Annotated in this window: 24 protein-coding genes and 2 pseudogenes; 10 read left to right on the top strand and 16 right to left on the bottom strand. The window is 48.1% G+C overall.

The genetic code is table 11. The features are described from left to right. Positions 1 to 51: 51 nt before the first annotated feature. From ACU8YC_RS04370 to ACU8YC_RS04360, 3 genes and pseudogenes are all read right to left on the bottom strand, one after another. Positions 52 to 476: pseudogene (locus ACU8YC_RS04370) on the bottom strand (integrase); the annotation flags it as partial. A gap of 40 nt (positions 477 to 516) precedes the next feature. Beyond that, complete coding sequence (locus tag ACU8YC_RS04365) at positions 517 to 1,755, bottom strand: tyrosine-type recombinase/integrase (protein WP_446895028.1); 1,239 nt, start codon at positions 1,753 to 1,755, stop codon at positions 517 to 519. A 472-nt stretch (positions 1,756 to 2,227) separates the two neighbouring features. Beyond that, positions 2,228 to 3,061: pseudogene (locus ACU8YC_RS04360) on the bottom strand (class I SAM-dependent methyltransferase); the annotation flags it as partial. A gap of 430 nt (positions 3,062 to 3,491) precedes the next feature. Between ACU8YC_RS04360 and tnaC the strand changes: the two are divergent. From tnaC to ACU8YC_RS04340, 4 genes are all read left to right on the top strand, one after another. After that, positions 3,492 to 3,569: a tryptophanase leader peptide gene (gene tnaC, locus ACU8YC_RS04355; protein ID WP_103771344.1), complete on the top strand. Its 78-nt coding sequence runs from the start codon at positions 3,492 to 3,494 to the stop codon at positions 3,567 to 3,569. A 258-nt stretch (positions 3,570 to 3,827) separates the two neighbouring features. Continuing rightward, entirely contained in the window at positions 3,828 to 5,243 is a 1,416-nt protein-coding gene (gene tnaA / locus ACU8YC_RS04350; protein ID WP_151224644.1) for a tryptophanase, read from the top strand. Between the two features lie 108 nt (positions 5,244 to 5,351). After that, the gene (gene tnaB, locus ACU8YC_RS04345; RefSeq protein ID WP_187258794.1) at positions 5,352 to 6,602 is read left to right on the top strand and encodes a low affinity tryptophan permease TnaB; all 1,251 of its coding nucleotides are present in this window, start codon (positions 5,352 to 5,354) and stop codon (positions 6,600 to 6,602) included. 97 nt (positions 6,603 to 6,699) lie between these two features. Continuing rightward, positions 6,700 to 7,602 (top strand): SphA family protein, encoded by a 903-nt coding sequence (locus ACU8YC_RS04340; RefSeq protein ID WP_252837701.1) that lies wholly within the window; start codon positions 6,700 to 6,702, stop codon positions 7,600 to 7,602. A gap of 52 nt (positions 7,603 to 7,654) precedes the next feature. On the opposite strand, the gene ompC is transcribed toward ACU8YC_RS04340, so the two are convergent. After that, a complete protein-coding gene (gene ompC / locus ACU8YC_RS04335) occupies positions 7,655 to 8,824 on the bottom strand; it encodes a porin OmpC (RefSeq protein ID WP_151218919.1) in 1,170 nt (389 codons plus the stop codon). A 440-nt stretch (positions 8,825 to 9,264) separates the two neighbouring features. Here ompC and ACU8YC_RS04330 point away from each other — a divergent pair, with 440 nt between their 5' ends. The 3 genes from ACU8YC_RS04330 to ACU8YC_RS04320 all read left to right on the top strand — a co-directional run bounded on the left by ACU8YC_RS04330 (position 9,265) and on the right by ACU8YC_RS04320 (position 11,912). Beyond that, positions 9,265 to 9,957, top strand: a complete 693-nt coding sequence (locus tag ACU8YC_RS04330; RefSeq protein WP_187252237.1) for a phosphohydrolase — start codon at positions 9,265 to 9,267, stop codon at positions 9,955 to 9,957. 76 nt (positions 9,958 to 10,033) lie between these two features. Continuing rightward, positions 10,034 to 11,464: a DNA cytosine methyltransferase gene (locus tag ACU8YC_RS04325; RefSeq protein WP_151218917.1), complete on the top strand. Its 1,431-nt coding sequence runs from the start codon at positions 10,034 to 10,036 to the stop codon at positions 11,462 to 11,464. Further along, positions 11,445 to 11,912 carry a very short patch repair endonuclease gene (locus ACU8YC_RS04320; protein WP_151224642.1) on the top strand — a complete coding sequence of 156 codons (468 nt, stop codon included), beginning with the start codon at positions 11,445 to 11,447 and terminating at the stop codon, positions 11,910 to 11,912. Before ACU8YC_RS04325 ends, ACU8YC_RS04320 begins: the two co-directional genes overlap by 20 nt. Here the strand turns inward: ACU8YC_RS04320 and yedA are convergent. Then, entirely contained in the window at positions 11,904 to 12,824 is a 921-nt protein-coding gene (yedA, locus tag ACU8YC_RS04315; RefSeq protein WP_370620114.1) for a drug/metabolite exporter YedA, read from the bottom strand. The two genes, ACU8YC_RS04320 and yedA, sit on opposite strands and share 9 nt — an antisense overlap. 178 nt (positions 12,825 to 13,002) lie before the next feature. Here yedA and ACU8YC_RS04310 point away from each other — a divergent pair, with 178 nt between their 5' ends. After that, positions 13,003 to 13,914, top strand: coding sequence for a DUF808 domain-containing protein (locus ACU8YC_RS04310; protein WP_414438035.1), 912 nt, complete (start codon positions 13,003 to 13,005; stop codon positions 13,912 to 13,914). A 77-nt stretch (positions 13,915 to 13,991) separates the two neighbouring features. Further along, positions 13,992 to 14,174, top strand: coding sequence for a YodC family protein (locus ACU8YC_RS04305; protein ID WP_414438034.1), 183 nt, complete (start codon positions 13,992 to 13,994; stop codon positions 14,172 to 14,174). A gap of 206 nt (positions 14,175 to 14,380) precedes the next feature. On the opposite strand, the gene yodD is transcribed toward ACU8YC_RS04305, so the two are convergent. Further along, positions 14,381 to 14,608 (bottom strand): YodD family peroxide/acid resistance protein, encoded by a 228-nt coding sequence (gene yodD, locus ACU8YC_RS04300; protein ID WP_003030417.1) that lies wholly within the window; start codon positions 14,606 to 14,608, stop codon positions 14,381 to 14,383. Positions 14,609 to 14,771: 163 nt separating this feature from the next. Between yodD and dsrB the strand changes: the two genes are divergently transcribed. Further along, a complete protein-coding gene (gene dsrB, locus ACU8YC_RS04295) occupies positions 14,772 to 14,960 on the top strand; it encodes a protein DsrB (protein ID WP_003030419.1) in 189 nt (62 codons plus the stop codon). A 54-nt stretch (positions 14,961 to 15,014) separates the two neighbouring features. On the opposite strand, the gene rcsA is transcribed toward dsrB, so the two are convergent. From rcsA to fliJ, 10 genes are all read right to left on the bottom strand, one after another. Continuing rightward, positions 15,015 to 15,638, bottom strand: coding sequence for a transcriptional regulator RcsA (gene rcsA / locus ACU8YC_RS04290; protein ID WP_103771252.1), 624 nt, complete (start codon positions 15,636 to 15,638; stop codon positions 15,015 to 15,017). A gap of 288 nt (positions 15,639 to 15,926) precedes the next feature. Further along, positions 15,927 to 16,712 (bottom strand): flagellar biosynthetic protein FliR, encoded by a 786-nt coding sequence (fliR, locus tag ACU8YC_RS04285; protein WP_151218915.1) that lies wholly within the window; start codon positions 16,710 to 16,712, stop codon positions 15,927 to 15,929. Positions 16,713 to 16,720: 8 nt separating this feature from the next. Further along, positions 16,721 to 16,990 (bottom strand): flagellar biosynthesis protein FliQ, encoded by a 270-nt coding sequence (gene fliQ, locus ACU8YC_RS04280; RefSeq protein WP_003030425.1) that lies wholly within the window; start codon positions 16,988 to 16,990, stop codon positions 16,721 to 16,723. A 9-nt stretch (positions 16,991 to 16,999) separates the two neighbouring features. Then, positions 17,000 to 17,737, bottom strand: a complete 738-nt coding sequence (fliP, locus tag ACU8YC_RS04275) for a flagellar type III secretion system pore protein FliP (RefSeq protein ID WP_151218914.1) — start codon at positions 17,735 to 17,737, stop codon at positions 17,000 to 17,002. Next, positions 17,737 to 18,114, bottom strand: coding sequence for a flagellar biosynthetic protein FliO (gene fliO, locus ACU8YC_RS04270; RefSeq protein ID WP_414438111.1), 378 nt, complete (start codon positions 18,112 to 18,114; stop codon positions 17,737 to 17,739). Before fliO ends, fliP begins: the two co-directional genes overlap by 1 nt. Then, complete coding sequence (gene fliN / locus ACU8YC_RS04265) at positions 18,114 to 18,527, bottom strand: flagellar motor switch protein FliN (protein ID WP_003030433.1); 414 nt, start codon at positions 18,525 to 18,527, stop codon at positions 18,114 to 18,116. The genes fliO and fliN overlap by 1 nt, the downstream gene beginning before the upstream one ends. Then, on the bottom strand, positions 18,524 to 19,528 hold the full coding sequence (gene fliM / locus ACU8YC_RS04260; protein WP_048218013.1) for a flagellar motor switch protein FliM: 1,005 nt from the start codon (positions 19,526 to 19,528) through the stop codon (positions 18,524 to 18,526). The genes fliN and fliM overlap by 4 nt, the downstream gene beginning before the upstream one ends. Before the next feature lie 4 nt (positions 19,529 to 19,532). Then, a complete protein-coding gene (gene fliL / locus ACU8YC_RS04255; protein ID WP_016153493.1) occupies positions 19,533 to 20,000 on the bottom strand; it encodes a flagellar basal body-associated protein FliL in 468 nt (155 codons plus the stop codon). A gap of 104 nt (positions 20,001 to 20,104) precedes the next feature. Further along, a complete protein-coding gene (fliK, locus tag ACU8YC_RS04250) occupies positions 20,105 to 21,319 on the bottom strand; it encodes a flagellar hook length control protein FliK (protein ID WP_187258799.1) in 1,215 nt (404 codons plus the stop codon). Further along, a complete protein-coding gene (gene fliJ / locus ACU8YC_RS04245; RefSeq protein WP_016153491.1) occupies positions 21,316 to 21,759 on the bottom strand; it encodes a flagellar export protein FliJ in 444 nt (147 codons plus the stop codon). The genes fliK and fliJ overlap by 4 nt, the downstream gene beginning before the upstream one ends. Positions 21,760 to 21,771 lie beyond the last annotated feature (12 nt).

Here is a 21,771-nt window from a genome sequence, read left to right as displayed (position 1 = left end):
TATTTGTCAAATAGCAATAATTTTATATTTTTGTGTTTGAACGTAATCAACCTACCACTGTATGAGAGTTTCTCTCTCTGCTAAGTATTCTGCACGGTTGTAAGCTTCGATGATTTCATCTTTCTTTGAGTGGGTAGGAGTGGACTCAAGGACTTCCGTTCTGAACTTACTTGATTCCTCTGCTACTGTTCTGGCGATAGACCGCATACCATGAGCTATCAGTTCACCACTGAATCCCATTCTGATTATGGCGGCGTTTACAGTTTGCTCATGCATATGATTGAGTGCAGCTTTGATACTTGGAAAAATGCATTCTCTGTGGGCGCTGATAGGGCGTATGTTTTCTGGAATACGGAGAACTTCTTTACTCAGTGAAACCTTATGTAGGCGTTTCATTTTCATGAATTCCGCAGGTTATTCCAGAATCCGCTCTCCTCATCAATATCGGACCAAAGGGTACGAACCAGCCTCACAGGGCTTTATCGTAGCCATCATATATATTTTTTGATGGTGTCTTCAAACAGAACAGTCAACATTGGCAAAGCAGTACCCCGCCCAATCATCCATCAACGCCACACGCTTAGGCCATAACGTCCCCCGTTGATACGCAGCCTCAGCCTTATCAGCTAACTGGTGAGCTAACGCATGTTCAATAACCTCACGTGGGTAGTTGGTTGTTTCACCAGCCCAATCACGGAAAGTTGACCTGAACCCATGCTGGGTTAACTCGGTATATCCCATTCGCTTCAGCACTGCCAACAAAGCGGTATCAGAAAGTTGTCCCTTACGACTAGCAGGGAACACAAAGTTATTGTCCTTAAAGCGTGGTAAAGTCTTTAACAGGGCTACAGCAGCCTCAGACAGAGGAACTCGATGCTCTTTTGCTGCTTTCATGCGGCTGGCGGGTATAGTCCATGTTTTTCCTTCGAGATCGATTTCTGACCACTCTGCACCACGAATTTCTCCTGAACGTGCAGCGGTCAATATGGCAAACTCAAGCGCACGAGGTGAGACGCCGCTTCGTTCACGCAGCTCTTTCATAAAAGTGCCAATTTGGTTATAGGGGAGGGCTGCATGGTGTTTGGGGATCTGAACCTTACTTGGCTGAGGCAGGAGAGGTTTCAACATACCTTTCCATGCAGCAGGGTTATCACCTTCAAAGTATTCTTTGGCCTTTGCGTAATCTATCACCGTTTCAATTCGTCCACGAAGACGACTGGCAGTTTCGTTCTTGGTTAACCAAATAGGTTCCAGTATTGCCAGAAGATCAACTTTGCTGATTTCACTTACTGCTTTTGTGCCAATGAAAGGGTAGGCATAGGTTTCCAGCGTGGAACGCCATTGGGCGAGATGTTTTTTGTTTTTCATCTCACTATCTTTGACCTCCAGAACTTCTTCACAGCATTCAGCAAACGTCTTTTTCTTACGAGCCAGTATTTCCTGCCGGGCTTTTTGCTCGTATTTTTCTTGAAGGGGATTAATACCACTGCGTACTTGTTTACGTAGCTCACGCGCTTTGTCACGCGCTTCGGCTAAGGAAACTTCTGGATAAGGGCCAAGACCCATATTCAAACGCCGGGGAACTGTTCTACCGAGATTGTTTATTCGGGTTCCCATAGCCACACAAAGAACCCATGCACGAGACTGCCCTCTGATTCGAAGGTATAAACCATCCACGCCACCGACGGCATACATTCCTTCATTTTTTAATCTTGAAACGGCAAGTCCTGAGAGTTCCTTGGCTTTCTTTGGCATAGTAAAATCCTGTCATACAACCCGCCATGCATACGGTACTGCATAAAATAGTTGATTGTTTGCACAGTAGCAATACGTTACCGAACAAAAAAATAATGACAATATTTTGTTTTTAAAAGAAAAAGTGGACTGTGACGGGCGTTGGCGGACACTAAAAAATTAGACCCTCTCTCCGCCACTACTTACCAGTAACTGGCTGTTTTTAATGGTTTCTATCTAAAATTTTCTTCCTCAGTCTTTCACTCGATATACCCTTCCGAATAACTATCTGCCATATCTTGTTGGTATATTTTGAACAAACTGACCGTCGAATACGTTATCACTTACCCAGCGTTCCCGGTAGGAAATTACCACTATGTCCTTCATTTTGTGAGCTAAGTCGTATGACATTGAAGTACGTCGGCTCGACTTATTAGTACCAGCCCTGGGGATGACTGGGTCGATACTTTCTCATGGAGTTACATGATTATTTCTTTTCTGCCAGCCAAACGTTCAGTTTTCCTTCGAATGTATCGCTAACCGGCCAAACGTGACCATCAGGGTGCTGTAGTACAGTGAAACCGTTGTCACTCAGAAGATGGAGATATTCTTCATCATGCCAGGCTGTCATTTGGCTTCCGAAGCGGGCTGTATTACCGTTTTCATCTATAGCCCAGAATCGGGTAGAACTGGTTTGTGTCTCTTCATCCCAGTCATACTCTGTTAAAAGAAGATGGGGGCTGGAAATAAATAATCCTTCTGGGCAGCGTTGCCAGTCAGGGCTTGCCATCCCCTGACGTTTCACTTCAGCAAAGGTATGTACTTCAACCAGCAGTTTTCCGCCAGGTACGAGCCAGCGAGCGCAGTTTGCGATTAGCTTTCTGGCATCTGCAGCACTGAACACATTGAGTTCTCCAAATGTCATCATGATGAAATCGAATGGTTCTTCCGGTGAGTAATGACGGATATCTTGCTGGACGTAGTTAATTTTCAAACCAGCGTTCTGCGCCTGTTTTTTGGCCCAGTTGACTGATGCTGGCGAGAAATCGACCCCTGTGCATATGAAGCCAAGTTGAGCTAACTGATTGGTATATAAGCCTGGACCGCAACCCAGGTCCAGCACTCGTGCTCCCGCAGCCAATTGGTCGGAAATCCAGGTTACTTGCTGGTGAATCACAGTCTGTCGGCGGCTGGCCCAGTCGTGATCCTGGGATAAATGGTTTTCCAGCATACGCTGGCTAAAGGCCGGTTCATTCCAGGGGATTTTGTCCTCGCCAGCGACGAGTTTTATGCGATCTGTGGAGGAGATAATCGTACTGATATTCATAAAATCCTTCTTATTAAGTATTGAATCATTTTTCGTGGTAGTGCGTGGGAACAATCGGTATTTGTTCGCCCAGGAAATGTCCAGTTTGCCTTAGTCGGGTGAGGCAACAGATACGAATGTATCCTCGGAACTCAATAATCCTCTGGAATGAAATTTGTGATCTGAATTGAAAATTCTCTCCAGTATACATGCCAAATGAAAACGATGGTTCATTTAATGCTTTCTTGATTAGGTGGTTAGGGATATCCTAATTACTATATTGGCGCACTAGCGTGATGTTACATTGATGTGAATGCAATGCTGTTGAGTAATGGATATATCGCACATGTCTAATTTATCGTGATTTTAATCACAATAACTTTAACTGCTAATAGACAAAAAATCGCCATACTATAATGATGTTGTCATGTTTAATAAGAGTTGATATCTAATGATTAGCTTATTTAATACATATCTGACTTCTAAGTGGTTCAACATCGACACGATGATTGTCAATCATCGCCCTTAAGTTTTACTCCTTCCTATTCATACAATGTGAACAGAAACTTTTTTCTGTTTTTTGTATGCCTTGAATAATTCATAATTTATTTGCTGCATAATCTTGTTATACCTGGTTTACGTGTGGGTTTAGGCGTAGATAACGGGTGTGGAGATGTGTGGATAAAATTTATATGGGTTGTTCATCAATATTTAAAATGCTTCAGTAATTCAGGCCTATGAGTTACTGCAGGCGTGGTATGTGTATATCTAATACAGGAAATATTCCATGAATAACTTTAAACATTTACCAGAACCATTCCGTATTCGTGTTATTGAACCCGTAAAACGTACAACGCGGGAGCACCGTGAAAATGCGATTATTAATTCCGGAATGAACCCATTCCTGCTTGATAGTGAAGATGTTTTTATTGATTTATTGACAGATAGCGGTACTGGCGCTGTTACCCAAAATATGCAAGCAGCAATGCTAAGGGGAGATGAAGCATACAGCGGAAGCCGCAGTTATTATGCGCTTGCAGATGCGGTTAAGAATATTTTTGGATATCAATATACTATTCCGACTCACCAGGGCCGTGGTGCTGAGCAGATTTATATCCCTGTATTAATCCGTAAGCGTGAGCAAGAAAAGGGATTGGACAGAAGTAAAATGGTTGTGTTCTCAAACTACTTCTTCGATACAACTCAGGGACACAGTCAAATTAATGGCTGTACTGTCCGAAATGTTTATATCAAAGAAGCATTTGATACTGCAGTCCGTTGTGATTTCAAAGGGGATTTCGACCTGGATAAACTAGAAGAAGGTATCCAGGAGGTAGGCCCAAATAATGTTCCTTATATTGTGGCTACGATAACGTGTAACTCTGCCGGTGGTCAGCCGGTTTCACTGGCAAACCTGAAAGCAACATATCAGCTGGCGAAAAAATACGATATTCCAGTGGTGATGGATTCCGCTCGATTTGCAGAGAACGCATATTTCATTCAGCAAAGGGAAACAGCTTATAAGGACTGGAGCATCGAGGAGATTACACGCGAAACCTATAAATATGCGGATATGCTGGCTATGTCAGCGAAGAAAGATGCGATGGTGCCAATGGGGGGGCTGCTCTGTATTAAAGATGACAGCTATTTTGATGTCTATACCGAATGCCGGACGCTTTGTGTGGTGCAGGAGGGATTCCCTACCTATGGTGGTTTGGAAGGCGGAGCAATGGAACGTCTGGCCGTCGGTCTAACTGATGGCATGAACCAGGATTGGCTGGCCTATCGTATTGCACAGATTCAGTATCTGGTTGATGGTCTTGAAGCTATTGGTGTGACCTGTCAGCAAGCTGGTGGACATGCGGCATTCGTGGATGCTGGAAAATTATTACCGCATATTCCTGCTGAACAATTCCCGGCACAGGCGCTGGCATGCGAACTTTATAAAGTCGCTGGCATTCGCGCTGTAGAGATTGGTTCATTTTTACTCGGCAGGGATCCTAAAACGGGAGTTCAGTTACCGTGTCCGGCTGAGTTGTTACGTTTAACCATTCCGCGTGCGACATATACGCAATCGCATATGGATTTCATTATTGAAGCCTTTAGTCATGTGAAAGAAAATGCCAAAAATATTAAAGGATTAACTTTTACATATGAACCTAAAGTTCTACGTCACTTTACTGCACGATTGAAAGAAATCTGATAGTCAATAATTGACCATGAATGGCTATATCTCATAGCTATTCATGGTTCACATTTTTATAAAATTAATATGATAGTGAATAAATACAACTGATGAAAAGAGGCTCGTATGGAAGAAAATTCCAATTCAAAGCATTCATCCTTTTGGGGGATTATGGTGATTGCTGGCACCGTAATAGGTGGAGGGATGTTTGCATTACCCGTTGATCTCGCCGGCGCTTGGTTTTTCTGGGGGGCATTTATATTAATAATATCCTGGTTTTCAATGTTGCACTCAGGATTGCTACTTCTGGAAGCCAATTTAAATTATCCTGTCGGTTCCAGTTTTAACACAATTACAAAAGATTTAATTGGTAATAAATGGAATGTGATTAGCGGTGCGACAGTTGCCTTTGTTTTATATATATTGACTTATGCATATATTTCAGCAAATGGAGCTATTATTAGTGAAACGATATCTATGCATTCTGATGGTCATGTTAACCCACGAATCATTGGTGTTTGTACCGCGCTGTTTGTAGCAACTGTATTATGGTTTAGCTCATTGGCTGCAAGTCGGATTACATCATTATTTCTTGGGATTAAAATTCTTGCTTTCGTGATTGTTTTTGGTTCGCTTTTCTTTCAGGTCGATTACTCAATTTTAAGTGGGGTAAGTGGAGTAAACGAAGAAAGCCGCTCGTTTTTTCCTTATATATTTATGGCCATTCCGGTATGCCTGGCATCCTTCGGTTTTCATGGTAATATCCCCAGCCTAATCATCTGCTACGGAAAGAAAAAAGATAAATTGATAAAAAGTGTTGTGCTGGGATCTTTTCTGGCATTGGTTGTTTATTTGTTTTGGCTATATTGTACGATGGGTAACATCCCTCGTGAGAGTTTTAAAGGTATAATTGCTTCTGGCGGTAATGTCGATGCTTTGGTGGGGTCCTTTTTGGGAACTAATCAGAGTGGCGTGATTGAGTTCTGTTTACTCGTTTTCTCTAATTTGGCCGTGGCCAGTTCTTTCTTCGGCGTTACATTAGGACTATTTGACTTTCTTGCCGATCTGTTCAAATTCGACAATTCCCATTCTGGACGATTTAAAACAGTAATGCTGACGTTTTTGCCGCCAACGGTGCTTTACCTGTTATTCCCTAACGGATTTATCTATGGGATCGGTGGGGCAGGATTATGTGCAACGATCTGGGCTGTTATTATTCCGGCCGTGCTGGCCTTGAAATCAAGGCAAAAGTTTCCGAATCAGATGTTTACTGTATGGGGAGGGCGGATTATCCCCGCCGTAGTTATTATTTTTGGTATCGTCGTGATCTTCTGTTGGTTTGGTAATGTACTGAATATTTTACCAAAACTGGTGTGAGTGATAACGGACAAGAATCTTAATTTTTAGTGAAACTGCGCAGTTTTGCCCTCGGGCATCAATATTGATCCGTATTTCCTTCAGGTAAACAGTATCAATGGATAGCAAAATGATAAAGAGGATGAAAAGGATTTTGCCAGGCGTGGCTTTTCTGCTCGCAGCGCCTTCAGTGGTAGCCTCCGAGGGAAACGGACCGGGTATTTATCCCGATGGTCTGGAAAACTATATGTCAGGGTTTCTTCCTGCCGAAGGAATACATACCCTGTTGTACGGAGGCAGCGCACGGTATGACCACGTGCGTGACAGCAGAGGTCATGATATTTCAGGGCCGGGCTTCAGTATGAACGTCAATATCCTAGCGCCGCGTATTATTTGGGTTACGGAACAGCGCCTTCTGGGGGGACAGTTGGCGTTTCATTCCATCCTGCCATTGCTCGATATCACGGCTAAATCATATGGGCGGAAATATACCCGCCAGGGTTTGGGAGACATCACACTGGGGCCAGCATTAGGTTTTCATCCCTTGCGTGACCTTCATTATGTGCTGGGCGTTGATGTATTTGCACCAACAGGTAATTACAGCCAGTCTGATCCCGCCAGCCTGGGGCGAAACTACTGGGCTGTGCAACCTGTATGGGCAATTAGCTATATTCCGCAACAAGGTGTTAATGCCGATATCAAAATGATGTATGACGTTAATCGACGTAATCAGGAGAGTCATACGAAGTCAGGCCAGGCTTTTCATGCCGATTATGCATTAGGATGGGCAGTGGGAAATGGTTGGGTGTTTGGCATTGGTGGGTACACATTTATACAGACTACCAATGACAACGGACCGAATTCAGCGCCGGCTAAAGCGCGGGCCTTTTCTCTTGGTCCTTCTATTCGTTATGCCAATGACAAGGGCTGGCTGATGACGTTGAAATGGCAGAAAGAAATGGATGTGCGTAACCGACCTGAAGGCTCCCAGCTATATCTTAAGGCTTCTGTCCCACTCTAAAAATGTAAAAAGCCCGCTTCAGAAGAAACGGGCTTGCTTGTTTGTGCAGCAATTAGAACTGGTAGACTAAACCAACGGCAACGATGTCGTCAGTCGCGATACCATTGCTTTCATAGAAGCTGTCGTCTTCGTCCAGCAGGTTGATTTTGTAATCAACGTAGGTGGACATGTTTTTGTTGAAGTAGTAAGTCATACCCACATCAACATATTTGACCAGGTCTTTATCGGTGTAGCGTGGGGTGCCATTGCTATGGTGATCCCAGCCACCTAAGTCGACACCTTTAGATTGCAGGAATGCAACGGATGGACGCAGACCAAAGTCAAACTGGTATTGTGCAACAACTTCGAAGTTCTGCGTTTTGTTGGCGATACCGCCTTTGTCATCACCATAAGCGGTCATATTGCGGGTTTCGGCATACATTGCAGCCAGGTACACGTTGTTTGCGTCATATTTCGCGCCAACAGTCCAGGCATCCGCTGTATCTCCGCCTGCGTATTTATTGGCATAGCTACGATCGCCACGGCCAGCAGAAACTTGCTCGTTAGTACGATCAGAACTCGAGTACGCTGCGCCGAGGCTTAAACCGAAGTCAAAGTCATAGGAGGTAGACATACCGAAACCGTCGCCGTTTTCTTTCGCCAGTTTGCGGTTTTCGCTATTACCAGAACCTTCCTGACCTACGCTGCTACCTTCATTATTACCCTGATACTGCAAAGCAAAGTTTAGGCCATCAACCTGACCAAAGAAACCTTTGTTACGATAGGTAGCCACGCCGTTGGTACGACCCAGCATATACACGTCGGTCTGAGTGTAAGTATCACCGCCGAATTCTGGCAGCATATCGGTCCAGGCTTCAACGTCGTAAACGACGCCATAGTTACGACCGTAATCGAAGGTGCCGTTTTCAGCAAAGCCTAAGCCTGCGAAAGCCAGACGAGTCCAGGAGTCGCCTTTGTCACCTTCGGTGCCGTTAGCCTGAATGTTATATTCCCACTGACCGTAGCCAGTCAGCATATCGTTGATCTGTGTTTCGCCCTTAAAACCCACACGCGCATAGGTCATGTCACCGTCGCTGCCTGCATCGTCAGAGAAATAACGCAGACCATCGACTTTTCCGTACAGATCCAGTTTATTGCCGTTTTTATTATAGATTTCAGCCGCATTTGCTGCGCCTGCAGCTAATAAAGCAGGGAGAAGCAGTGCCAGTACTTTTCTTTTCATTATGTATTCCCTTTATTTAATAATTAAAATGAATATGTAGTGATGTCCTGAAAACTACATTTCGATACTATCCATGAAGTTCATTTAATTTAAAATATAACATGTAACAATTGTATTTTAGATATTTCAGAATGTTTCCATTTGGGTTTCTTAAATCATTTCTATATATACTTATCGTTTTCATTCAACGTATAAATGTATATTTATCAACTGGTTTATGCTTTTTAGTTTTAGTATTTGCTATGTGTATTGTATGTGTTTTTATTATTGCTGATCGTAGTTTCTTGATGATTTATTATCAATGCTACATGCAGAAGTTATAAATTGATATTCGTTATAAATATTATTTAATAATTGAATTTTGCTATAAAAGAGGGCGGACAGTGGTTCGGAGTAAAAATTGTTGCTAAGGTGGTTTTCTTTATGTAAAGGGAGAGAGCATGGAACTCCACGACTGGCAGTCGCGATTTGAAACCTGGCTACGTGAAAACCATTCAGAGCACGACGCTGCCCACGACATCTTTCACTTTCGCCGCGTGTGGACGACGGCACAAAAGCTGAACACAGATACGGCCGTTGACTGGCTGGTGGTGCTGACGGCGTGCTACTTCCATGATCTCGTCAGTTTGCCTAAGAACCATCCCGATCGTCATCGTTCGTCGGTACTGGCAGCTCAGGAAACGCGTGGGGTTTTGATGCGCGATTTCCCTGATTTTCCACAACAACGGCTATTTGCCGTGTGTCATGCTATTGAGGCACACAGTTTCAGCGCCAAAATCGTACCAGAAACCCCTGAAGCCAAAATTGTGCAGGATGCAGACCGGCTGGAGGCGCTAGGCGCGATTGGTTTAGCGCGGGTATTTGCCGTGTCCGGCGCATTAGGCGTGGCGTTATTTGATGCGGAAGATCCACTGGCCCGGCAACGTGGCCTCGATGATAAACAGTACGCGCTCGATCACTTCCAGACCAAATTATTAACGTTGCCGCTGACGATGCAAACCGAAAAGGGGCGGCGTTTGGCGCAGCATAATGCTGACTTCTTGCTGACATACATGGCGAAGCTGAGTGCGGAGTTAAAAGGAGAATATGAAAAGCTGGATCTTGACGCGATTCAACCCTTTACCGCGCGTTAGTCATCAGTACAGCCGCCACGTCAACCGCGCTATTTTATGTTAATCTGTCAGTTATCTATTTCGGTCGGTTAAATGTATGCAGGATAATTTTTCAGTAGCAGGCTCCATGAACCCAATGACAGATGATAACGAGGCCGCCGCACAGGTGATTTTGGCGAAGTTGCTTGAAATATATGACGTGAAAACGCTGGTTGCTCATCTGAATGGTGTTGGTGAGAATCGCTGGAGTCCGGCCATCTTTAAGCGCGTTGTTGCCAATGAAACGTGGCATCGGTTGAGCGACGCTGAGCTGGCTCATCTGAACGCTATGCTGCCGACACCGCCCGCGCATCATCCCCATTATGCTTTTCGCTTTATCGATCTTTTTGCTGGTATTGGCGGAATTCGTCGCGGTTTTGAAGCGATTGGCGGGCAGTGCGTCTTTACCAGCGAGTGGAACAAGCATGCGGTGCGCACCTATAAAGCGAATCACTACTGTGATCCTCAACAGCACCACTTTAATGAAGATATTCGTGATATTACGCTCAGCCATCATGATGGGGTGAGCGACCAACAGGCGGCGGAGCATATTCGTCAGCATGTTCCGCAGCATGACGTGTTGCTGGCGGGTTTCCCTTGTCAGCCATTCTCTCTCGCTGGTGTATCCAAGAAAAACGCGTTAGGACGAGCTCATGGCTTCGCCTGCGATACGCAAGGTACACTATTTTTTGATGTGGTACGTATCATTGATGCGCGTCGACCAGCGATATTTGTGCTCGAAAACGTCAAAAACCTGAAGAGTCACGACCAGGGAAAAACGTTTCGTATCATTATGCAAACCCTGGATGAACTGGGTTATGACGTGGCGGATGCGCACGATAACGGTCCGGATGATCCGAAGATTATCGATGGGCAACATTTTTTGCCACAGCACCGTGAACGGATTGTGCTCGTCGGTTTTCGCCGCGAACTGAATTTGAAATCAGACTTCACGCTGCGCGATATTGTCTCCCGTTATCCACAGCGGCGTACTACGCTGGCGGAGCTGCTTGAGCCAACCGTCGAGGCGAAATATGTGCTGACGCCGGTGCTGTGGAAATATCTCTATCGCTATGCGAAAAAGCATCAGGCGCGGGGGAATGGATTCGGCTATGGTATGGTGTATCCTGGCAATCCCCATAGTGTAACGCGCACATTATCGGCGCGTTATTATAAGGATGGCGCCGAGATCCTTATTGACCGCGGTTGGGACATGGCGCTGGGGGAAAAGGATTTTGATGACCCGCAGAATCAGCAACACCGCCCGCGCAGGCTCACGCCCAGAGAGTGCGCGCGCCTGATGGGATTTGAATCCCCCCAGGGCTATCAGTTCAGGATCCCTGTGTCGGATACCCAGGCTTATCGCCAGTTTGGTAATTCGGTGGTCGTCCCGGCATTTGCGGCAGTTGCCAGGCTGCTGGAGCCAAAAATCAAACAAGCGGTTACCCTTCGCGAGAAAGAGAACCTGCATGGCAGACGTTCACGATAAGGCAACACGCAGTAAAAATATGCGGGCGATTGCCACCCGTGATACCGCAATTGAAAAACGCCTTGCCAGTGTGCTGACAGAGCAGGGGGTAACGTTTCGCGTGCAAGATGCGACGTTACCCGGTCGCCCTGATTTCGTGGTGGATGAGTATCGTTGTGTTCTCTTTACCCACGGCTGTTTCTGGCATCATCACCACTGCTATTTATTCAAAGTCCCCGCTACACGAACGACGTTCTGGCTGGAAAAAATAGGCAAAAATGTCCAGCGTGACGCGCGGGATTGCGAAAAGCTGCAGGCTCTGGGCTGGCGAGTACTGATTGTCTGGGAGTGCGCCCTGCGCGGGCGCGAAAAGCTGGGGGATGAAGCATTGTCCGAACGTGTCGTCGAGTGGATCTGCGGCGGTGGCGCCAGCGCGCAGATCGACACGCTTGGTATTCATTTACTGTAACGTCTTCTCCGATGGAGTCACAATGGCGTCCGCTTTAGCAGGGAACAGGTATTTACCGAGTGTGACCAGTACCACCGCAAACACGATCACCCCAAGCGCCAGCCATTCGATGAGCGCCAGATTTTCTCCTCCCAGACCGGTACCTAACAGTACGGCGACCACCGGATTCACGTAGGCATAGCTGGTGGCGAGTGCCGGACTGACGTTGCGGATCAGGTACATATAGGCGTTAATGGCAATAATAGAGCCAAACAAGGCCAGATAGGCTACCGCTATAAAGCCTGAAAATGTCGGCATAGTGGTCAATTTTTCCCCGGAAAGTAGTGAGGCGCACATCAACACGAGACCGGCGGCGAGCATTTCTATGGCTCCTGCCATCATGCCAACGGGCAGGGTTATGCGTGAGCCGTACACTGAACCAAACGCCCAACTCATTGAGCCAATCAGGATTAAAACAGCGCCCCATGGATTACCGCTCAAATTGCCGCCGCTGTTCAGCATGATGATCCCGGCGAGACCAATAGCTATCCCTATCCATTCCAGTTTGCGTGTTTTGATGCCAAAAAAGTGACTAAAGCACAGTGTAAACAGCGGGACGGTGGCGACCACTACGGCGGCAATACCGGAAGGAACATTTTGATGTTCTGCAACGGTAACCAGCCCATTACCCACGGCCAACAGCAGGATACCAATTAACGCGGCGTTCAGGAGCTGGCGCAGAGGCGGTAGCTTGTGTCCGCGAAGAAGTAAAAAAAGTGTTAATAACACTCCGGCAGAGAGAAAACGCACGCCGGCCATCATCAACGGCGGCCAGCTTTCAACGCCAATACGAATAACGAAGTACGTGGAACCCCAAATGATGTACAGCGCGAATAGCGCACTGAAAAGCGGTAACAATTGCCTGAAACGCATAATCCCTCACGGTGGAAATAAAAAGGTGCAACATAGTAAACGTCAAAACTATCGTGCTGGCGAGATTTATAATTACGTACTGATGTTAAAAAAATGTTGACCAGAAAGGTCAGTTTCAGCATTGCGTGTTTTACTTCATACTTATGGCTGCAAAAAAATAATATTGAGGATTAAAACTTTGGCAGGAAGTAGCTTACTGACCTTACTCGATGATATCGCCACGCTGCTGGATGATATTTCAGTCATGGGAAAACTGGCCGCGAAAAAAACGGCGGGTGTATTGGGGGATGACCTGTCGCTTAACGCGCAGCAGGTCTCAGGCGTGCGGGCGAACCGTGAACTCCCGGTAGTCTGGAGCGTGGCAAAAGGATCATTTATTAACAAAGTTATCCTTGTGCCATTGGCGCTATTGATAAGCGCCTTCATTCCGTGGGCGATCACCCCTTTATTAATGGTTGGCGGGGCGTTTCTCTGTTTTGAAGGGGCAGAAAAAATTCTCCATACCTTGCAAGCGCGTAAGCACAAAGAGACTCCAGAGGAGCGCCAGCAGCGTCTGACAACGTTGGCGGCGCAGGATCCTCTCACCTTTGAAAAAGATAAAATCAAAGGGGCGATACGTACCGATTTTATCTTATCTGCCGAGATTGTCGCGATTACGCTGGGTATCGTCGCGGATGCGCCACTGCTGAATCAGGTGTTGGTGTTATCAGGCATCGCGTTAGTCGTAACTGTGGGGGTATACGGCCTGGTTGGGATTATCGTTAAGCTCGATGATATTGGCTACTGGCTGGCAGAAAAACGTAGCGCGCTTGCCCACTTGCTGGGGAAAGGATTGCTGGTGGTCGCTCCCTGGCTGATGAAAACCCTCTCTGTGGTGGGTACGCTGGCGATGTTTTTGGTCGGTGGTGGAATCGTGGTACACGGGATATCACCGTTGCATCATGCGATTGAACATTTTTCCCAACAGCAAAGTGCATTGATTGCGCTAATGCTTCCGACCCTGCTGAATCTGGTGCTCGGTTTTATCATTGGCGGGGTCGTGGTGCTGCTGGTGAAAGCCGTCGCCAGACTACGCGGAGTTTCGCACTAATTGTCGCAGAGATGATTACGCAAAACGCCTATTTGTCGTCTAAGGTGTAAAGGTTTCTCTTGATACAGGAGGCAGGTATGGTCTTTTCTGTCAGTGAGGAAGTCACCTCCAAAGAGGGGGGCCCACGCATGATCGTTACCGGGTATGCCAGCGGAATGGTGGAATGTCGCTGGTACGACGGCTTTGGCGTCAAACGGGAAGCATTCCGTGAAGATGAACTGGTGTCGGGTGAGCGAAGATCGCTCTGCCAGGATGTCTGAACACCTGGCTTGAAGATAACCTGGTGAACTCTCAACCATTAGTTATATTTATCATTTTGGTGAGAATTATTTACTTGTCAGGCAAAAAAATTGCAGATAAGGTTTGTTTCACATCAGATTTCCTGGTGTAACGAATTTTCAAGTGCTTCTTGCATAAGCAAGCTTGATCCCGACCCGATAAGGGCCGGGATTTTTTTCGCCCTCAGTCAGCGATTGATCTCCGACACGCTAAAATCATGGATATCAAGCTCGAACGCGTCGGCAAGTTCATGCCATGTATGGTAATCACGCCCATCGACGCTGACGCGTTCCGGGTCATCCTGACTACGATGAATCTCACTCTCGCAGATTTCGTTGATTGCCTTCAGCAGCGCGTCCACATCGACGCTGACTTCACGTTTGGCCGTATCGCTGTACTCTTTCGCGGTTTTCATCCTCATACCTCTCAACCGTTAAGGATACCGGGGGAGCGTATCCCAACATCAGATACGCACAACTTAAGTATAGACCGTCGATAAAACCCGCAATCGCACGAGCCGGGCGCTGCCAGAAAAAGGAAATTGTTCTACACTGGCACAAAGCCACAGGAGGAAAACGATGAAGGTGAATGATCGGGTTACAGTCAAAACGGACGGCGGTCCTCGTCGACCGGGCGTGGTACTGGCTATTGAAGAATTTAGTGAAGGCACCATGTACCTCGTTTCGCTGGAAGACTACCCGCTCGGTATCTGGTTCTTTAATGAGTCAGGTCATCAGGATGGTATCTTTGTGGAAAAAGTGGAGTGAGGTGAGTTCAGCTTTTTGATTCTGACTGGTGGAGTCGCCACCAGTCAGAACGTCTTAGCGCATATTCACAAAGATACCATTGGTAACGTTATCTGTGAGTCTCACAACGTGATAGATCACTTGCTTATTATGCGTCTTTATCTTTCGTTTTATATTCCCCTTATGGGATGACACGGTTTTGGCTTTGATATTCATTTGATCTGATATCTGTATTGTTCCCTGGCCCTCCATCCACATGCGTAGCATACTGGATTCGGTGCGGCTTAATGACAAGGTCGGCAGATTTACATCAATGACAATATCCACTTCCTTTTTCAGAATATCGCCAAGGAGTTCATCCAGTGAATCTGGTTTAATCGACTTAGAACTGATCAATAAGTTTTTTCTTACTAATAAATATTCATCAAAATGCACATTGGCAATTGCCATAAACACAATAAATAATGTGCCGGGATGCTGATTAATGATTTGCTTTATTTGCTGGCTGTTAGCAGGATCGTGGATAAAGCAGTCCTCATTAATAAACACCACAGCGGGTTGCTGAGAGACACAGGCGAGACTGAGCTCATCAACGCTGGAAATGTTGTTGATTTCCCTTTTTTTCACCCCCCGACTCACCAGATATCCGGTCAACCCTAGCCGGGTGTAACTGCATAAATCCATAATAATCGTTGACATGGCATACCCTCACTCAATGCGTAACGATAATTCCCCTTACCTGATTATTTCATCACAACTAAACGGAATAATAACGACCTAAGATGACGCTTTCGCTGTTTTTCAGGCGAAATTACTATCCCGTAAAGTTGCGTATAATTTGCCAGGAAACATCTTAAAGTAAAGTAAATGTTGCTTTATGTGAGTGAGACAAAAACAAATAAGCCGCGACAGGTATATCCTGGTGGATGTTGTTGCTTTTTAAATTTAGGATAATCCTTAGTAAAGCAGGATAAAAATTAAGGGTTATTATTTCCCGGGCATTTCGCTGACAATATCAGCCAACAAATTAAAAATCTCGCTGAATAATCGCTCGCAGAACGGCGCAATTAATGGCATCAGGGCCGCCATTAATGAAATACCCACGGCAAGGGTGAGTGGAAAACCGATGACGAAAATCGACAGCTGCGGCGCCATGCGATTCAACAAGCCGAGTGCAAGGTTGAGTGTGAGTAGCAGCGTCATTATCGGCAGTGCCAACATGAGTCCGTTGAGGAAAATCAGGCTACCCGCACGCGCCAGCGCGAGAAAGGCATTACTGTTCACCGGATTACCGCCGATGGGCAACGTATGAAAGGTATCGACCAACAGCGAAATCAGCCACAAATGGCCGTTAAAGGTCAGGAACAACAGCATCGCGAGCATATCGATCAGTCGCGCCAGGACCGGCATATTCAGACGGCTACCAGGGTCGAAGAATGTTGCAAATGAGAGGCCCATTTGCAGACCAATTAATTCCCCGGCGGTGCGCACTGCAGCAAACGCAAACTGCATGGTAAAGCCTAAGGCGATACCGATGAGGATCTGTTGCATTGCTTGCCATAACGCTTCAACAGAAAAGATAGGGACATCTACCGGGGGAATCGACGGGGCGATAACGACGGTTATCATCAATCCCAGCCCCAGTTTTACCCGTTTGGGGATGGCGCGCTCGCTGAGAATAGGAGCCGTCGAGATGAGTGCCAGGATGCGCAGCAAAGGCCAGAAGTAAAGATTCAGCCAGTGGAGCCACTCAACGCTGGTCACCTGCAACATAATGTCATCTACCCGATGATATAAGGGATATTGCTGAACAGCGTACGCACGTAGTCGAGCAGCAGGTTAAGCATCCACGGGCCGGCAACGATGATGGCAATAAAAACCGCGACAATTTTGGGAATGAAGGACAGCGTCATTTCGTTAATCTGGGTCGCAGCCTGCAGAATACTAATGATTAGACCCGTGACGAGGGCGACCAACAGTAAAGGTGCGGCAAGGGCCAGGGCGACTTTCATCGCCTCTGTGCCCATCATCATGACCGATTCAGGAGTCATTTCGCGCCTCTAACTGTAAAAGCTTTGTGCCAGCGAGCCGACAAGCAGCTGCCAGCCGTCCACCAGTACAAACAACATTAGCTTGAACGGCAGCGCGATCGTGGCGGGTGGAACCATCATCATCCCGAGCGCCATCAGCACGCTGGCGATAACCAGGTCGATAATCAGAAACGGAATAAAAATGGTAAAGCCTATCTGGAATGCCGTTTTCAGCTCGCTGGTGACATAGGCCGGAAGCAAAATCCGCATCGGTACGGCTTCTGGTCCCTGTAGTGGACCGCTGTTTGCCAGACGGGCGAACAGCGCCAGGTCTGCTTCACGGGTTTGGCGCAGCATAAACTCACGCAGCGGTTGCGCGCCTTTCTCCATGGCTTCCTGCATGGAGATCTTCTCTTCGCTGAAGGGCTGATATGCATCGACGTAGATTTTGTCGATTACCGGCGACATGATGAAAAAGGTCAAAAATAGCGCCAGCCCGAGTAGCACCTGGTTTGGCGGCGCAGAGGGTGTTCCAAGCGCATTTCGTAGCAGGCCGAAAACAATGATGATGCGAGTGAAGCTGGTCATCATCAGCAAAATGGCGGGTAAGAACGTCAGCGAGGTGATAAACACCAGCGTTTGCACTGGCAAAGACCAGCTTTGTCCGCCGCCTGGCAGCGGCTGGCTAACCAGGCCTGGGAGCTCGGCGAGGGCAACGGGGCTGAAAAGCCATAAGCCTGCCAGCGTGAGGAATAACAAACGGCGCATCAGGGTCTCCCGGGACGCTTGAGCAAACTTTTCATCATGGCCTGGAAATCCGCGGGGGAGGCCGTTTTTTCTTCTGCATCGGCAAGGACCGGGGGCAGGGTGTGCAGGACGTTAATTTGCGAGGCGGTTACGCCCAGCACCAGCCGTGCATCTTCAACCTCAACAATCACCACGCGCTCACGCGGGCCCAGTGAGGTACTCGCCGCAACTTTCAGTCCGCGCGTACCGGCGCTTTTGGGAGCAAATCCCAGACGTTTAATGGCCCAGGCCGCAGCCAGGATAAATACGATAATCCCGAGCAGCGCACCGCTGACCTGCACCAGCGGTGAGCCGGGGACGGCGGCCGGCTGAGAAACTGTCGCCTGGGTATTCATGATTAACGGCTCAGACGGCGCATACGTTCAGAGGGGGTAATAATGTCGGTGATACGTACGCCGTATTTATCTGCGACGACTACCACTTCACCCTGAGCAATCAGATAGCCGTTGATCAGAATATCCAATGGTTCGCCAGCCAGACCATCCAATGCGACGACCGAACCCTGCGTCAGGCGCAGCAGCTCTTTGATGGTCATACGGGTACGGCCTAATTCGACGGTTAGTTTGACCGGAATGTCCATGATCAGGTCGATGTCCTGCAAGGCACCGCTGACGTCGCCGCCACCTAACTGCTGGAATACCGCATCAGCCGCACTTTTGGTAGGCGTGGTTTTTTGCTCGTTTAATGCGTCAGCCCACAGATCGTCCAATGCGCCAGTGTTCTCATCGGACGGATTATTCATATCACTCATTTGGGCTGTTCCTCATTCAGCGAATTCAAAATCGGGTTTATCAGATGTTCTACGCGTAACGCATACTGACCGTTCACAGTGCCATACTGGCTGGTCAGTACAGGCACGCCGTCCACATGAGCAATAATGCGGTCGGGTTTTTCAATCGGCAGTACATCGCCGGGTTTTAGTTTTAAAATCTGGGATAGCCGCAGCGGAATGTCGGCAAAGTTTGCCACCAGCTCCAGCTCAGAATGCTGAACCTGACGCACCAGATTATTGCGCCAGTTCTGATCTTCATTTCGCGAGTTTTCCAGCGGTGGGTTCACCAGCAGCTCGCGCAACGGTTCAATCATGCTGAATGGCAGACAGATGTTAAATTCACCGGTCAGGTTACCAATCTCAACGTGGAATGGCGTATTCACCACAATGTCATTTGGTGAGGTGGTGATATTGGTAAATTTCACCTGCATCTCCGAACGAACGTATTCCACTTCCAGCGGATTGATGGCCTTCCAGGCATCGCTGTAGCCTTCCAACGCCAGCTTCAACATGCGGTTGATGACGCGCTGTTCGGTATGGGTAAATTCACGACCTTCCACTTTCGTCGGGAAGCGGCCATCGCCGCCAAACAGGTTGTCTACAGCGATAAATACCAGACTCGGAGAGAACACCACCAGACCCGTACCGCGCAGTGGCTTCAGGTGGATTAAGTTCAGGTTGGTCGGAACGGGTAAATTACGCGCAAATTCGTGGTAGGGCTGGATACGGATCGCACCCACGGTAATATCCGGGCTACGGCGTAACAGGTTAAATAATCCCATACGGAACTGGCGCGCGAAGCGTTCGTTAATGATCTCCAGCGCCTGTAAACGCTCACGTACCACGCGGCGCTGGGTGTTGGGATCATAAGGACGAATATCGCTTTCTTTTGCGATACCGGAAATGGGTTCGTCTTTAGTCTCGCTATCGCCGTTAAGCAATGCGTCGATTTCAGCCTGAGAAAGAATACTGTCGCCCATGTCTTTACCGCAGAATAAAAGCTGTATAAAGAACGTCGGTGACAACCTGTTTGGGTTGTCCAACAACGAGCGGAGTCGCGAGCGTCTCTTTGATGGCGGCAATCAACTGTTGCTTACCTTCTTCAGTGGCAAGCGTGGCTGCGTTCTGACGAGAGAACAGCAGCAGCAAGCGGCTGCGTACTTCTGGCAGATATTCGTTCAGACGTGAACGCGTTGCTTCGTCTTTCATGCGCAACGTGATACCGATATACAACACTCGGTCTGCATCACCCAAATTGACGGTAAAAGTGTCCAGCGCGAAGAACACCGGGGCAGGCGGTGGAGCCGGTTCCGCTTTGACGCTGGCGGACGGCTGCTGCTGCATGCGCCAGTAGCTATACCCCGCAGTTGCGCAGGCGGCGAGGGTAATTAATACCAGCAGAGGGATCCAAATAGCGCGTTTACTTTTTTTGTTAATCGCGGAGTCAGTCATCAGATACGGGCTTCCTGTTTCGGTACAGCTTATGGGCTGATTATCCCGTGTCCTGTCCACGACAAAGCGTGGAAAAGACGCGGATAATCATGCTACCTCTGGCGTTAGGCGAAGATGTCTACAGCTCCATCACCACGTGCTGCGGCTTGCAGTGAGGCAGGCGTTGCCAGTACGGCGTCATCTTCAGCGGCAAAAATATCTTGTCCCTGGGCGCGACCCGCCTGCTGTTGCTGCCCGGAAGATTGCTGATTGCCAGCAAAACTTTCGCTGCTGATATTGCTTTGTCCAAGCTGGATCCCGCTTTCAGCCAGTTGAGTTCGCAGCATTGGTAACGCAGCTTCCAGCGCTGCGCGCACGTGACTGTGCGGCGAAACCATTTGCAGCTGAGCGAGGTTATCATCCAGTTTGAGGGAAATATGCACCTGGCCCAGGTCCTGCGGATGCAAGCGCAGTTCTGCGCTTTGCTGACCCTGGCGCGTGAACAGCGTAACGTGCTGACTTAGTGCTTGCTGCCATTCGTGGCTTCCCAATGGCGCGCTAAGCACCGGTGCGGCTGTAGGTAACGGTTGTGCATGGGGCTGCGGGCCGCTTAACGGCGCCGCCGTCACGCCAATGCTGGTCGGTGAAGGGGAGCTTTCAATTTCTGCTCGGGTCGCCGCCGCTGCCGTCAGCGGGGTTAGCGTCGGAGTGTTGGTCTGATCTACGCTACCACCAGGTGCCGCATTATTCGCTTTGCCTTTTTTGGCATCACCGGGCAGCAAATCGCCCGCGTTATCAGCGATAGCGCCATGTGCCGTGCCGCGTGTTAACGTTGAAAGCGTCGCATCAACAGGTACAGGCGTGCTATCAACGGCTGGTGTGGTCAGCGGTTGGCCTGGCAGCATAGCGAACAGCGCGCTCAGGTTGGCGAGATCGTCATCGCTCAGCGAGGTGTTTTTTTCATCCTGCTGATTCACTTTACCCAATGTTGTCATAGCATTCGCTTTCAGCGATGGCGTGAGGGCTGACAACAGTTGCTGGGCGTCAGTCATGTCGGCAAGGGATGCATCGCTATGTATCTCTTTTTGCGCCAGCAGTTCACTTAACTTGAGCGACGGTGTTGGGTCACCATTTTTTTGCAACAACCCTTTTTGCAGTTTGCTGCCTGCCGCCTGTAAATCGGCCAGCGACAGCGGGGCGGCTTTACCTTGTGCGTCGCCCGCACCTAATGCGCCAGCCAGTAGCGCTAAAAAATCCTCGGGTGAATCTACCGCTTTGCCTGACTGAAGACCTGCGGCTACATCGGTGTCGGTAGTAATCAGTTGGGGTAAAGTAATCATTCGGGTTTCCTCATAGCTGCGCGCTGAGCAAATTCATCCATCTTTTTCTGATCCAGGCGGTTTTCGGCCAGTAATGCCGCAGAAGTTTGTCTGTCCTGCAGTGTCTGCCACGCCTGTAAACGTTGTTTTTTGTCGCGCCAACTGTTCAATGCCTGGTCTACTTTCTGCGTCCATTGATTGAGCTGTTGGCGATGTTGCTCAATCGCTTTTTCCAGCGTCTGAATAAATTGTTGGTAATTGATCCAGCGATTGCTGGTAATACCCTGGCCCATGTCGCTGTTCAGATTGTTGCGATACTCATGCTGATAATCGATCAGCATTTTCAACTGCTCTTCCGCCTGCTGACAGCCACGACGCATCTCTCCCAATAAGACAGCGGCGTCATCTACCTCTTTTTCAGCCAGGTCTTTCAATGTTGCTAATGCACCATGTTGTGCCATGACCTATGCTCT

Source organism: Citrobacter sp. VF227, assembly GCF_052950715.1.
Note: the sequence above shows the minus strand (reverse complement) of the source record. Positions and strands in the feature narration are given on the sequence as shown.